This window comes from Flavobacterium sp. ENC, assembly GCF_020991415.1.
In the GTDB taxonomy this organism is placed as follows: domain Bacteria; phylum Bacteroidota; class Bacteroidia; order Flavobacteriales; family Flavobacteriaceae; genus Flavobacterium.
This window is the reverse complement of record NZ_JAJMOY010000001.1, coordinates 312,879-326,743: the sequence shown is the minus strand read 5'-3', so window position 1 is coordinate 326,743 and position 13,865 is coordinate 312,879. Positions and strand designations below refer to the sequence as shown.

The 13,865-nt window shown below is 37.2% G+C and carries 8 protein-coding genes; 3 read left to right on the top strand and 5 right to left on the bottom strand.

Going from position 1 to position 13,865, the window contains the following annotated elements:
- Nucleotides 1–20: 20 nt before the first annotated feature.
- From LPB89_RS01300 to LPB89_RS01280, 5 genes are all read right to left on the bottom strand, one after another.
- Entirely contained in the window at nucleotides 21–2,135 is a 2,115-nt protein-coding gene (locus LPB89_RS01300) for a glycoside hydrolase family 97 protein (protein WP_230699925.1), read from the bottom strand.
- Between the two features lie 27 nt (nucleotides 2,136–2,162).
- Nucleotides 2,163–4,469, bottom strand: coding sequence for a glycoside hydrolase family 65 protein (locus LPB89_RS01295; RefSeq protein WP_230699924.1), 2,307 nt, complete (start codon nucleotides 4,467–4,469; stop codon nucleotides 2,163–2,165).
- Nucleotides 4,470–4,614: 145 nt separating this feature from the next.
- On the bottom strand, nucleotides 4,615–5,268 hold the full coding sequence (pgmB, locus tag LPB89_RS01290) for a beta-phosphoglucomutase (protein WP_230699923.1): 654 nt from the start codon (nucleotides 5,266–5,268) through the stop codon (nucleotides 4,615–4,617).
- Nucleotides 5,269–5,288: 20 nt separating this feature from the next.
- Nucleotides 5,289–6,644: an MFS transporter gene (locus tag LPB89_RS01285; protein ID WP_230699922.1), complete on the bottom strand. Its 1,356-nt coding sequence runs from the start codon at nucleotides 6,642–6,644 to the stop codon at nucleotides 5,289–5,291.
- Nucleotides 6,645–6,824: 180 nt separating this feature from the next.
- Nucleotides 6,825–7,856, bottom strand: a complete 1,032-nt coding sequence (locus LPB89_RS01280; RefSeq protein ID WP_230699921.1) for a LacI family DNA-binding transcriptional regulator — start codon at nucleotides 7,854–7,856, stop codon at nucleotides 6,825–6,827.
- A 235-nt stretch (nucleotides 7,857–8,091) separates the two neighbouring features.
- Here LPB89_RS01280 and LPB89_RS01275 point away from each other — a divergent pair, with 235 nt between their 5' ends.
- From LPB89_RS01275 to LPB89_RS01265, 3 genes are read left to right on the top strand one after another with little or no spacing between them, the layout of a single operon-like run.
- Nucleotides 8,092–11,067 (top strand): TonB-dependent receptor, encoded by a 2,976-nt coding sequence (locus LPB89_RS01275; RefSeq protein WP_230699920.1) that lies wholly within the window; start codon nucleotides 8,092–8,094, stop codon nucleotides 11,065–11,067.
- A 37-nt stretch (nucleotides 11,068–11,104) separates the two neighbouring features.
- Nucleotides 11,105–12,733 carry a RagB/SusD family nutrient uptake outer membrane protein gene (locus LPB89_RS01270; RefSeq protein WP_230699919.1) on the top strand — a complete coding sequence of 543 codons (1,629 nt, stop codon included), beginning with the start codon at nucleotides 11,105–11,107 and terminating at the stop codon, nucleotides 12,731–12,733.
- A gap of 19 nt (nucleotides 12,734–12,752) precedes the next feature.
- A complete protein-coding gene (locus tag LPB89_RS01265) occupies nucleotides 12,753–13,850 on the top strand; it encodes a SusE domain-containing protein (protein ID WP_230699918.1) in 1,098 nt (365 codons plus the stop codon).
- Nucleotides 13,851–13,865: the final 15 nt, after the last annotated feature.

Sequence of the window (13,865 nt, the reverse complement as noted above, 5' to 3'; positions counted from 1 at the left end):
ATTACTTGCCTTTGAAAAAATTATTTAGTTTCGATTACACTGATTGCGTAACCTCCGCCCGGGGCAGATAACTGAGATAATTTTGATTTATTGGTTACAGCAATTTTTCTGATGGTGTAAGCCTGCGGATTTGTTTTGTAATGCGCATCTTTTGCATCAGCATAGATTGTTGCGGTGTATTTTTTGCCTTTTTCAAGGAAACTGAAATCGATGTTTGAAGTACGTGGAGTTTCTCCGTTTACGTTTCCAACGAACCAGTTGTTGGTTCCTTTGGCTTTACGGGCAACCGTGATAAAATCGCCTGGTTCAGCTTCGATATACTTACTTTCAGACCAGTCTACCGCGACATCTTTAATGAACTGGAATGCATCAGGAAAACGGTTGTAATTATCAGGAGTATCAGCTGCCATTTGCAACGGGCTGTACATGGTAACATATAATGCCAATTGGTTTGCAATGGTACTGTTTACGTGCGATTTGTTGTCAGGATTCATTTTGCTGATATCCATTTCGAAGATTCCCGGCGTATAATCCATTGGACCTCCAATCAAACGTGTAAAAGGTAAAACCGTCACGTGATTTGGTTTAGAACCTCCAAAAGCCTGGTATTCTGTTCCTCTTGCAGCTTCGTTTCCAATTAAGTTCGGGTACGTTCTGCAAATTCCGGTTGGACGCACTGCTTCGTGAGCGTTCACCATAATTTTATAATCAGCTGCTTTTTCGATGGCATATTGATAGTGGTTTACAATCCACTGGTCGTAATGGTTTTCGCCACGAGGTAAAATGTCTCCAACGTAACCGCTTTTTACAGCATCGTATCCGTTGTCTTTCATGAACTGGTACGCTTTGTCCATATGGCGTTCGTAGTTACGAACAGAGCCTGAAGTTTCGTGGTGCATGATAATTTTAATTCCTTTCGATTTTGCGTATTCGTGCAAGCCTTTCACATCAAAATCAGGGTAAGGCGTTACGAAATCAAAAACATAATCTTTGGAGTGACCAAACCAGTCTTCCCAGCCTTCGTTCCAGCCTTCTACCAAAACGGCATCGAAACCATTTGCAGCAGCAAAATCAATGTATTTTTTTACGTTGGCATTATTGGCTCCGTGTGTTCCGCTTGGTTTTGCTTTTGAGAAATCAGAAACGCCCAATTGTACGGTTGGAAAATCGTTAGTATACGACCACGAGCTTTTTCCTGTAATCATTTCCCACCAGACACCCACATATTTTACGGGTTTAATCCATGAAGTATCGTCAATTTTAGACGGATCGTTCAGGTTTAAAGTCATTTTTGAAGAAAGGATTTCTGTAGCATTATCGCTTACCATAATCGTTCTCCAGGGAGAGTGGCTTGGCGCCTGCATATAACCTTTGTCACCTTTTGCATCCGGCGTTAACCAGGATTCGAAAATCATGTTTTTATCATCCAGATTCAGGTGCATGCAGGAATAGTTGATTAAAGCCGCTTCGTGTAAATTGATGTAGATTCCGTCATTGGTTTTCAGCATCAAAGAAGTCTGAACTCCGGTTGGCGAAAAGTTTTTTTGCGAAACATTTGCTGTATATGCTTTTTCAGATAATCCTCTGATTTCAGATAATTTAGATTTGGTGTAATCGTATTCCTGAGTGTCATAATCTCCCGGAATCCAAAAAGCCGTGTGGTCGCCCGCCATGGCAAATTGAGTTCTTTCTTCTTTGATGACAAAATAAGTAAGGTTCTTTTGTGCCGGAAATTCATATCGAAATCCTAAACCGTCATCAAACAAACGGAAACGGATTACGATTTGTCTGTCGGTTCCTTTTTGGTTTAAAGTAACGGCCAATTCGTTGTAATGATTTCTGATATTGTCCACTTCTCCCCAAACCGGTTTCCAGGTTTCATCAAAAGTCGAAGTTTTGGTATCAACAACCGTAAAATCATTCAGTAAAGATTTTTTGTCATCTTTAAGTTCAAGACCCAATTTACTGGTTTTTACAACTTCTTTATTTTTGTATTTTAAATTATAAGTGGGAGTTCCGTCATTCTGAAGCGAAAATTCCATTACGAACTTGCCTTCGGGTGATTTTAATTGCTGTGCATTTGCAAGGGAGCTAAATGCAAACAAGATTAAACTTGCGAAAAATAAGTTTTTCATGTTTTTTAGTTTTTAAAGTATTGTAATTTAATTAATCTGAACAAGTTGTTTATGGGCCACTATTGGTTTTCCATTTACTACAATTGTTAAATCCTGGTCTCCGTCTACTGTAAAAGTCGTTTCATTATGATTGACAGCCACTTTCAGAATTTGATTCCTGAAATTAATTTTAAAGGAATACCCTTCCCATTCTTTTGGGATTTTCGGAGAAAAATGAAGCTGGTCGTTTTTAACACGCATTCCTCCAAAACCTTCTACTATACTCATCCAGGTTCCGGCCATGGAGGTAATGTGGCAGCCTTCTTCTACTTCTTTGTTGTAATCATCTAAGTCTAAACGGGAAGTTCTTAAATAGAATGTATACGCCATATCCATTTTGTCTAAAGCGGCAGCCTGAATCGAATGCACGCAAGGCGAAAGCGAACTTTCATGAACGGTAAAGGATTCGTAAAACTCAAAGTTACGTTTTAATTCTTCTTTAGTGAAATGGCTTTCAAAGAAATAAAAACACTGTAAAACGTCTGCCTGTTTGATATATGGTGAACGTAAAACGCGGTCCCAGGACCATTTCTGGTTGATTGGACGCTGTGCTTTATCCAGATCTTTTACTGGAACCAAATCTTTGTCTAAGAAACCGTCCTGCTGTAAATAAATCCCCAATTCCTCAGAAGTTGGGAAATACATATCGTCGGCCACTTTTTTCCATTCCTGGATTTCAGCAGCTGAAAGATTTACTTTTTCTATAATGCGTTTGTGGTCGGAAGGATATTCTGAAGCCACCTTTTTAATTTGTTCCGCAGCATAATCAATACACCATTTTGCGATATAATTGGTATAGAAATTATTGTTAATGTTATTCTCGTATTCGTTCGGACCTGTCACTCCAAGAATCACATATTGGTTTTTGTCTTTCGAAAAAGAAGCTCTCTGGTGCCAGAAACGGGCAATTCCGATTAAGACTTCTAATCCTTTTTCAGGAATATACGAGTAATCTCCGGTGTAACGGTAATAATTGAAAATCGCAAAAGCAATCGCTCCATTTCTGTGGATTTCTTCGTGTGTGATTTCCCATTCGTTATGGCATTCTTCGCCATTCATGGTTACCATCGGGTAAAGTGCGGCGCCGTTTTTGAAACCTAAATTATCTTTGGCATTTTCAATCGCCTTATCTAATTGGTTGAAACGGTACGTCAATAAATTACGGGCTACCTGCTGATCTTTGGTTGCCATGTAAAACGGAATGCAATACGCTTCCGTGTCCCAGTAAGTAGATCCGCCGTATTTTTCTCCGGTAAACCCTTTTGGTCCAATGTTCAATCGGCTGTCTTTTCCTAAATAAGTCTGGTTTAACTGGAAGATATTAAAACGGATCCCCTGTTGCGCTTTTACATCGCCCTCGATCGTAATATCCGACATCTCCCAGATTTTACCCCAGGCCTCAATCTGGTTCTGAAGTAATGTATCGTATCCTAAATGTAAAGCTGCTTTAATGGCTTTTTCGGCAGCGGTTAAAGTATTTTCATGATTTAAGGAAACCGTATACCCACCAATTTTCTGAATGGATGAGGTTTGTCCTTTGGCAATAATCGTTCCGTATGTATACTGAACCCTGTCTGCTGTTGAATCGATTGTTGAAGGGGAAATGTTTACATTTTCTCCGTTTGCAAAAATCGTATTGTGCATGAAAGTGGTTACTTTGAAATGCGTTTTAAAAGTCTGTGCGGTTACAAAAGCTTCATTGGTCCCTTTTTTTACTTCAAGGGGTTCCCAAAATTTTTCTTCCCAGTTGGCATCTTCGTTGGTAACGCCGGCATCTACATAAGGTCTGTAAACAATTTTGGCATCTTTGTTTAAAGGCGTAATATCAAATTTAATGACACCCGTTTCATCCAGGTCTAAAGAAAGAAAACGACGCACGTTTACGGCGATTTCAGTTCCGTTTTTCAGGACAGCTTCGAAAGAACGATGGTACCATCCTTCTTTCATATTCAGTTCCCTGCGGAAATTTCTAACTTCTGTACACGTATTCAAATCAAGATTTTCTTCATTGATTTCAACGTCAATTCCAATCCAGTTGGGTGCATTTAATACTTTGGCAAAATATTTCGGATAACCGTTTTTCCACCAGCCCACTTTGGTTTTGTCCGGGTAATAAATTCCGGCGATGTAACTTCCCTGAAAAGTTTCACCGGAATACGTTTCTTCAAAATTGGCGCGTTGTCCCATAGCACCGTTTCCGATACTAAAAAGACTCTCCGACGATTTTACTCTTTCATGGTCAAATCCTTCTTCGATGATGGACCAGTTGTCTGGTTTTATATAATCTTGATTCATTTTTTCAAATTAGATAATATGGCAATTTGATAATTAGATAATTGCCTTGGTTTTTAATAACTTTTTCACATTAGATAAAACAGAAATAATAAGCTAATTAGAGAATTTGTCGATAAGATCATTATCTCATTGACACATTTTCTAATTATCCCATTAACTGCTCTATAAAGCTTGAGTCGATTTCGGTGAAATCTTTAAAAATATAATCAGCTTCATGTAAAATTGTTTCCTCACCAATTCCTACACTCACCATTTCTCCTATGTTTGCTGCCTGAATTCCGGCAACTGAATCTTCGAATACTATTGCATTTTTGGGTTCAATGTTTAATAATTGAGCCGCTTTTAAGAAAACTTCCGGATCCGGCTTGGCATTGGTGACGTCATTCCCGTCTACAATAACATCGAAATACGAAAGGATTCCGGTTTTTTCAAGGATTGGTCTGGCATTTTTACTCGCAGAGCCTAACGCAATTCCCTGATTTTTTTCTTTCAATAGTTGCAGAATTTTAAAAACTCCGGGAAGAATCTCGCTTTCGTCCATGTCAACTAAATAAGATAAGTAATCTTCATTTTTCTGAATCAGCCATTTGTCTTTGTCTTCCTGCGAAGCCTGAACATTTCCTAATTCAAGAATTATATCTAACGAACGAACGCGGCTTACACCTTTTAGCAATTCGTTATTTTCGTGTGTAAAATTTATGTTTAATGCCTTAGCTATTTTCTGCCAGGCCAAAAAGTGGTATTTAGCGGTATCAACGATTACGCCATCAAGATCGAATATGAATGCTTTTTTGTTCATTATAAGGGGGGATTCTTAATTTATGATTTTTGTACAGTATCATCTACATCTTTTACTTTGTAGACTAAAAGAGCGGCAATTAAAAAACTAATTCCACTTGTAATTAAAGCATAGATTGCATCGCCATTATAAAGGTATTTTACAATTGGACCTCCAATAAGTGCATTTACAATTTGTGGAATAACGACAAAGAAGTTGAAGATTCCCATGTAAACTCCCATCTTTTTTGGCGCAATTGATCCTGCAAGAATAGCGTATGGCATGGCCAGAATACTAGCCCATGCGACTCCAATTAAAATCATTGGTAATACAACCCAGTCTTCATTTGGCATGAAATAAATAGAGATTAATCCAATTCCTCCAATAACTAAAGAAAGTGCATGAGTAGATTTTCTTCCAATTTTTTTAGCGATGTAAGGCAGGAAAAACAGTGCGATAATAGCAGAAACTAAGTTGTAAACTCCAAATAAAATCCCAACCCAATCTCCGGCGTCCTGATATTGCTGACTTGAAGTATCATCCAAAGATAATCCGTAAATATGATGTGCAATAGCGGGAGTTGTAAAAACCCACATTCCAAATAATCCAAACCAGGAAAAAAATTGTACCCAGCTCAACTGACGCATTGTTGTTGGCATTTTTGCAAAGTCTGTAAAAATATCTGTAAGTTTTGATTTTTCTTCAGAAGGAACATCAACTTCACTTTGAGGATCTTCAAAATTGGCTAATTCTTCCGGAGTGTATTCTTTTGTGGTAAAAAGTGTCACCAGAATAGAACCTATTAAAACGGCTGCTCCAATAATAAAAGATAATTTCAGATTTAAAGGAATGCTTCCAGGAGCGGCATTGTTCGAAATATGAAAATATTTTGTTAAAACATAAGGCAAAGCCGACCCAATTACGGCTCCAAAGCCAATTAATGAAGTTTGAATACTAAAACCTGCAGTACGCTGATCTGTTCTTAAATTATCACCAACTAAAGCGCGAAACGGCTCCATGGCAATGTTGAAAGAAGCATCCATAATCATTAACATTCCGGCTCCAACCCATAAGGCAGGCAGGACAGAAATGAAGATATTAGCCTGAGGCATTAAAATTAATCCAACTGAAGCTAAAACAGCACCAACAAGAAAAAATGGTTTTCGTCTTCCGAAACGTCCCCAGGTTTTATCGCTGTAATGACCAATAACAGGCTGCACTATTAATCCCATTAGGGGAGCAATAATCCAGAACCATGAAAGTTCATGTACGTCGGCACCAAAAATTTGAAGAATTCTGCTGGCATTTGCATTCTGAAGTGCAAACCCCATTTGTATTCCTAAGAATCCGAAACTCATGTTCCAAATTTCCCAGAAACTTAATTTACGCTTTTCCATTATCGTAATTAAGAAATTAATTAGACGATAAGCGCTTTGCTTATCAAAACTTACTTATTTTTTCGAAGTAAAAGTAAAAGCTTTGAGCAGGCGTAAAAGTATTAATTATTTTTTAAAACAGCCTAACAAAAAAGCCACAAATATTATTCATGGCTTTAGAAAAGGTTGATTTTAAGATTTTTAGTCAGTAGATTCTCTTTTTATCAAATGGGTTTCGATAACTTCGGTGGTATAATTTTCATTTTCTTCCTCCTCATCATTATGTTCGGCTTCCAGTCTTTCGATCAGCATTTTAGCCGCTTTGTTTCCCATTTTTTCCCCACTCTGGCTTACGGTTGTAATACTTGGCGTGGAGTATTTCGAGATAATTCCGTCCGTAAAAGCAATTACGGCCAGGTCTTCGGGAACTTTAAGTCCCATTTTGCTTGCAGTTTTTATAATAGTAACGGCAAAAAGCTCATTTACAGCAAAAACAGCATCAAATGCCCTGTCGTGTAAAAGCTGGCTGATTGTGATTTCGCAGGTATCGACATCTTCAATTTTTATGATTAAATCTTCGTTAAAAGGCAATCCGTTGTCTAATAAGGCTTTTTCGTATCCGTCAGTACGTAATTTCCCGACACTTACATAATCAACAGTGGTCACAAGGGCGATCTTTTTTCGGCCATTATCGATTAAGCTCTGGACCGCTTCGTAAGCGGCAGCTTTATCGTCGATGATCACTTTGTCGCATAAAATATCGTTGGTGACGCGATCGAACATGACTACGGGCATTCCCTGATTGATGACTTCGGTAATGTGGTGAAAATCACCTTTGTACTGGGTTTCTTTTGAAAGGGACATAATAAAACCATCAATGCTTCCGTTGGCCAGCATTTCCATATTTAAGACTTCTTTATCGAAAGAATCGTCCGATAAACATATCACAACACTGTAGCCGTTTTCGTTGGCCACCTGTTCAATTCCGTTGATTACGGTAGAGAAAAAATAATGTACAATTTCCGGAATGATAATACCAATACTTTTGGTTTTTCGATTTTTTAAACTAAGGGCGATGTTGTTGGGCTTGTAGTTGTAAAACTTTGCAAAAGCCTGCACTTTTAATCGTGTTTCTTCACCGATTTCAAGACTGTTTCGCAGTGATTTCGAGACAGTTGAAATCGATACGTCAAGTTCCTTTGCAATCTGTTTTAAGGTTATTTTACGTTTCATATACTAATTTGAAAAAAATCTAATTGTTAATAAAGGTATCCAATATTTTTATAATTGATAATTTTTGACTTAAAAGATTACAAAAAATAGAAAGTTTTCAACACTATCACGTTTTCGTAACCCTATTAAAATTGTAAGTCGTTGAGCATGTTAATAAATTCCTAATTTTGAAATTCGAAGTAAAATTAAAAACTAAACTAACAATCAAAAACTCAAACTAATTTAAACAAAAAGTATGAAAACAATTTACAAAAAGTTGTTATTTTTATTCTTACTGTTGCCGTTTACTGTACTAGCTCAAAGTACTTTAAAAGGAACAGTTGCCGATCTGGCAACGGGACAACCAATTCCGGGAGTAAATGTAAATGTACAAGGTGCTCCGGGCGGAACATCAACAGATTTTGACGGTAAATTTCAGTTATCTAATGTAAAAAACGGAGACAAAATTATTGTTTCGTTTATTGGGTATAAAACGTCAACTGTAACTTATAATGGCCAACAAACCTTAAGTGTTTCCTTAGAAGAAGATACCAATCAGCTGAAAGAAGTTGTGGTACAAGTAGGTTACGGTACTGTTAAGAAAAAAGACGCAACAGGATCTGTATCACAAATTTCTGCTAAAGAATTTAATAAAGGAATTAACGTGACTCCGGAAAGTTTGATCAGCGGTCGTATTGCTGGTGTAAATGTTGTTGGAGGAGGAGCTCCGGGAGCCAAAGCAGATATTAGAATTCGTGGAGGATCTTCATTAAATGCTTCTAATGAGCCTTTAATCGTTTTAGACGGACTTCCTTTGAGCAATGCGGTTCCTAGTGGGGCTACAAGTATCCTTTCTACAATTGACCCGAATGATATTGAATCATTTACGGTTCTTAAAGATGCTTCTGCTGCTGCAATCTACGGATCAAGAGCTGCAAATGGTGTAATTGTTATTACGACTAAAAAAGGAACAAAAGGAGCTGTAAAAGTGAATTTCAGTTCTCAGATTGGTGTGAATACAGTAGCCAATACGGTTGACGTAATGAGTGCAGATCAATACCGTGAACTGGTAAAAACAAAAGGTTCTGCGGCACAACAAGCTTTATTGGGTACTGCCAATACAAACTGGCAGGATGAAATTTTCCATACAGCTTTAACAACCAACAACAATATCTCTGTAAGTGGTTCTTTATTCAATAAATTACCGGTACGTTTATCTGTTGGAAATGTTGATAATCCAGGAATCCTGAGAAACACTTCTTTTGAAAGAACTACGACATCGTTATCGTTAAATCCGGTTCTTTTCGACAATCACTTAAAAATTGATATTAGCGGAAATTTATCTTTTGGTAAAAACCAATTTCAGGATGAAGGTGCTGTAATCGGAAGTGCTATCGGATTTGATCCAACGCAGCCCGTTTACCAGGCAGGTTCCCGTTACGGAGGTTACTTCGAATGGTTGGAGCCTACAGGAAACTTACCATTATTGCCGGCAAGAAATCCTGTGGCAAGATTAAACCAGGATAACAGAAGAGCAACTTCAACAAGAAAATGGGGTAATGTAAGATTAGATTACAAACTGCATTTCTTTGAAGACTTAAGAGTTGTTGTGGAAGCAGGGATTGACAGATTTGACAGTAGCGGATTTACTGAGGTAAGTACTCAAAGTGCTTTAGGATATCAGCCAAAAGCGTTTAGTGATCCTGCTTACGTAAATTTAGGAAACTATTCCAGCTATACGGATGCACTTCAAAACAAAAACTTAAATGCTTATTTTAATTATACTAAAGATTTAGGAAAAATTAAAATTGATGCAACTGCTGGTTATAACTACCAATTGTTTCAAAAAGAAAAATATTCTTCCGGTGAAACCAGACAGCCAAATCCGAATGAGGATGTTGCGACTGATCCGGACGTTAACTTACAATCGTTCTTCGGACGTTTGAATTTAGGATACGACAGCAGATATTTACTGACTTTAAATTACAGAAGAGACGGAACTTCGCGTTTTTCTGAAGACAACAGATGGGGTAATTTCGCAGGGGGTGCTTTTGCATGGAACCTTTCTGAGGAAGCTTTCTTAAAAGATAATGCTACTTTTTCAACTGTAAAATTAAGAGTTGGTTACGGTACAACAGGTCAGCAGGATATTTCTGCTCAATACGATTATTTACGAAGAGTAACTTTGGGAACTATTAATTCGCAGTATATTTTTGGTAATACCGTTTATTCTACGGCAAGACCTGAAGGATATAATGAAAATATCAAATGGGAAGAATTGGCGGAGATGAACTTAGGTATCGATTACGGATTCTTCAACGACAGAGTTACAGGATCTATTAACTATTTCGATAAAAAATCAACCGATTTATTAGCAGATATTGCTGTTCCTGATGGTGCCAACCTAAGAAATCAGGGTTTCTTTAATATTGGTAGTGTAAGAACAAAAGGGGTTGAGTTTAGTATTGCTTCTGATATTGTTAAAACGGATAATCTGACCTGGAATGTAGCTTTTAATACGACTTACATTGATCAGAATATTTCTGAATTAGGAATTACGGTTCCGGGTTTTCAGGGGTATTTAGCAGGAGATAACATTGCCGGTGGAAACGGAAATAAAATCCTGATTAACTCCGTAGGATATGCGCCAAATTCATTCTTTGTATACGAGCAGCTATATGATGCCAATAAGAGACCAATTGCAGGAGCTTATGTGGATAGAAACGCGGATGGTAAAATTGATGCGGGTGACCGTTACAGAGCTGGTAAAACAGCACCGGATTATACTTTTGGTTTGTTCTCTACTTTAAACTACAAAAAGTTTGATTTTACAATGAACTGGAGAGCAAGTGTAGGAAACAAAATTTTTGATAACGTAAGTTCTAACTTAGGGTATTCTGATGCGGGATTAAGAAGACAAACCGATTTATCTAACGTAAGCTCCGATTACTACAATACCGGATTTACTTTTGAAGATAACGGAACATCACGTTATTTGTCTGATTATTTTGTAAAAGATGCTTCTTTTATCAAATTAGATAACGTTACACTTGGATATACTTTTGACAAAACAATCATCAAAAGTGCTTCTTTAAGATTTACAGCGGGTGTTCAGAATGTTTTCATTCTAACGAAATATAACGGTTTAGATCCTGAAAGATTCAACGGAATTGATAATAATGTTTACCCAAGAGCGAGAACTTTCCTGTTTGGAGTAAATGCCAATTTCTAATAGTAGCGTGAAAATCAAAAATTTAAAAACAAACAAAATGAAAATATCATTTAAATATATATCTTATTTTTTCCTATTCGTTTTAGGATTAAGTATGACGCTTACCTCCTGTACGGACGACTTAAATGTGACGCCAAAGGATGATGATGAATTTTTATCTGAAACCTTTTTTCAGGATCCCGGATCTTACAAACAAGTACTGGCAAAATTATACGCAGGTTTGTATGTGGGAGGAAATGACGGTGACGGGACTGTTGGAGATCCATTAAAGAGCCCTGATATCGCAGGACTTGGAGGAGACTTTAGTAGTTATTTAAGATTACTTTTTGTAACACAGGAGTTTACAACAGATGAGGCAATTATTGCCTGGGCCGATGGTACTTTGCCAACTTTGAATTCTCAGACATGGGCTCCGGCCAATGAATTTTTGGAAGGAACATTTTCAAGAGCATTTTATCACATTAGTGTTGCCAATGAGTTTTTAAGACAAACCAGCGATGAAAAATTAACTGCAAGGGGCGTTGATGCAAATCTAAAAGCTGATATCGCTAAATTTAGAGCTGAAGCCCGTTTTTTAAGAGCGTTCTCTTATTATAACTTAATGGATTTGTTCGGAAATGTGCCAATTACTACAGAAAATGACCCTGTTGGATTCTTTTATCCGGTACAAAAATCAAGAGCAGAAGTTTTTGCTTTTATCGAATCTGAATTGAAAGACCTGGACAATAGTTTAGTGGCTTCAAAACAAAATGAATATGGTAGAGTTGATAAAACAGCTGCTAAATTTTTATTGGCGCAAATTTATTTAAATTCTAAAGTTTATACAGGAGTAGAAAGAAATAACGAAGCTGCAACATTACTAAGCGAAATCATTACTGGTTCAGGATATACTTTTGCAGATGTTCCTTATCGTTATTTATTCTCTGCGGATAATAACAGAAATGGTGCTCAAAGTGAATTTATTTTTCCAATTGTTGGAGATGGTAATGCTATCAGAGCAACTGGTGGAGGAATGAGTTTTATCATGCACGCTTCTATTGGAGGTAGTATGAATGCGGCTTCAAGAGGTATGGACGGTGGATGGCAAGGGATTAGAACTCGTAGAGAGTTTGTAAATCTTTTTCCAGACGAAACCGGAACCGGAGATAAAAGAGGTACATTTTATACAGATGGTCAGTCAAAAGATATTAATAATGTTGGAACTTTTACAGATGGTTATGCTGTAACAAAATATATCAATAAAAATGCTGATGGTTCTGCTGCCCAAAGAAATGATATCCCTGATATCGATTTCCCAATGTTCAGATTAACAGATGCTTATTTAATGTATGCTGAAGCAACTGTAAGAGGTGCTAGTACCGGAAACATTAATACCGCTTTAGGGTATGTAAACCAAATTAGAACAAGAGCTGGTGCACAAACTATTACAATTCCTCAGTTAACACTTGATTTCCTTTTGGATGAAAGAGGAAGAGAGTTGTTTTGGGAATGTCACAGAAGAACGGATTTGATTCGTTTTGGAAAATTCACAGGCGGATCTAAAATCTGGCAGTGGAAAGGTGGTTCTGTAAATGGGAATGCTACTGAGTCGTACAGAGATTTAATGCCAATTCCTGCAAGAAACATTCAGGCAAATCCAACATTAAAGCAAAATCCTCAATACTAACATCTTATAAAATATTAAAATGAAAAATAGTTATAAAATTTTAATCGCATTTATTGGTGTATTGCTGGTTTCATGTAACGCTGATGATGTAGAAAACAGACCAATTGTAGAAGGTACTTCTATACCGGAAATTACTTCTCCTGCTGCTGGAAAAGAGTTTATTCTGGATGCAGACAAACCTGCAGAGGAGGCTGGCAAATTTGAATGGTCAGCTGCGAAATATTCAAGAAGTGTTGTTGTTGAATATACTTTGTTAATTGATAAAAAAGGAGGAGATTTTACGGCTGCAAAAACGCTTGCAACTTCTAAAAATACTACTTCTGCGTCAATACTTGCCAGAGATTTAAATCAGGCAGCAATTGATCTTGGGGGACCAACAGAAGTAGCAACGTTATTTGATGTGAAAGTTCGTTCAAGTGTTTCCGGAGGAGTTCCTCAATTAGCTAAAACGGCAGTTACAATTAGTGTAACTCCTTATACTGGAAAAGTTAATTATAATTTTAACGAATGGTATCTAGTTGGGGATGCGACAGTTTCAGGCTGGGATAACAATAAAGGAAATCAGATCTTATTTAGAAGCGGAAAAAATGCTAATGAATATACTTTTACAGGATTTTTTAAAGCAGGAGCTTTCAAAACAATTAAAAACCTTGGTAATTGGGCTCCAATGTACGGAGGTGCTAGTGGTACATTAGCGTATAGAGGAACAGAATCTGATCCTGATCCGGCTAGTTTTGTTATTCCTGCAGATGGATATTACAAATTTACAATGGATGTTCAAAAATTGACTTACAAACTAGAAGCTTATGATGCTTCTGCTGCAAACACATTTGCAACAGTTGGTATTATTGGTAGTAGTACAGCAGGCGGTTGGGATGCATCTACGGCAATGACAAAATCAGCTTTTAATGATCATATTTGGAGTTTAGGCGTAACTTCTTTAAAAGATGGAGAGCTTAAATTTAGAGCAAATAATGCATGGGATGTTTCATGGGGAGGTAATACTGCTTTCTCAGGAGGCGGAACAGGTGATAATATACCAGTGGCAAAATCTAAATATGTAATTTATTTCAATGATTTAGACGGAAGCTACTTAATGATTCCAAATCAGGAATAATTTATTATTGAAATA

Coding starts and splice junctions, on each gene's coding strand:
- LPB89_RS01270 (WP_230699919.1), top strand. CDS start 11,105: ATGAAAATATCATTTAAATATATATCTTATTTTTTCCTATTCGTTTTA.
- LPB89_RS01285 (WP_230699922.1), bottom strand. CDS start 6,644: ATGGAAAAGCGTAAATTAAGTTTCTGGGAAATTTGGAACATGAGTTTC.
- LPB89_RS01265 (WP_230699918.1), top strand. CDS start 12,753: ATGAAAAATAGTTATAAAATTTTAATCGCATTTATTGGTGTATTGCTG.
- LPB89_RS01300 (WP_230699925.1), bottom strand. CDS start 2,135: ATGAAAAACTTATTTTTCGCAAGTTTAATCTTGTTTGCATTTAGCTCC.
- pgmB (WP_230699923.1), bottom strand. CDS start 5,268: ATGAACAAAAAAGCATTCATATTCGATCTTGATGGCGTAATCGTTGAT.
- LPB89_RS01275 (WP_230699920.1), top strand. CDS start 8,092: ATGAAAACAATTTACAAAAAGTTGTTATTTTTATTCTTACTGTTGCCG.
- LPB89_RS01280 (WP_230699921.1), bottom strand. CDS start 7,856: ATGAAACGTAAAATAACCTTAAAACAGATTGCAAAGGAACTTGACGTA.
- LPB89_RS01295 (WP_230699924.1), bottom strand. CDS start 4,469: ATGAATCAAGATTATATAAAACCAGACAACTGGTCCATCATCGAAGAA.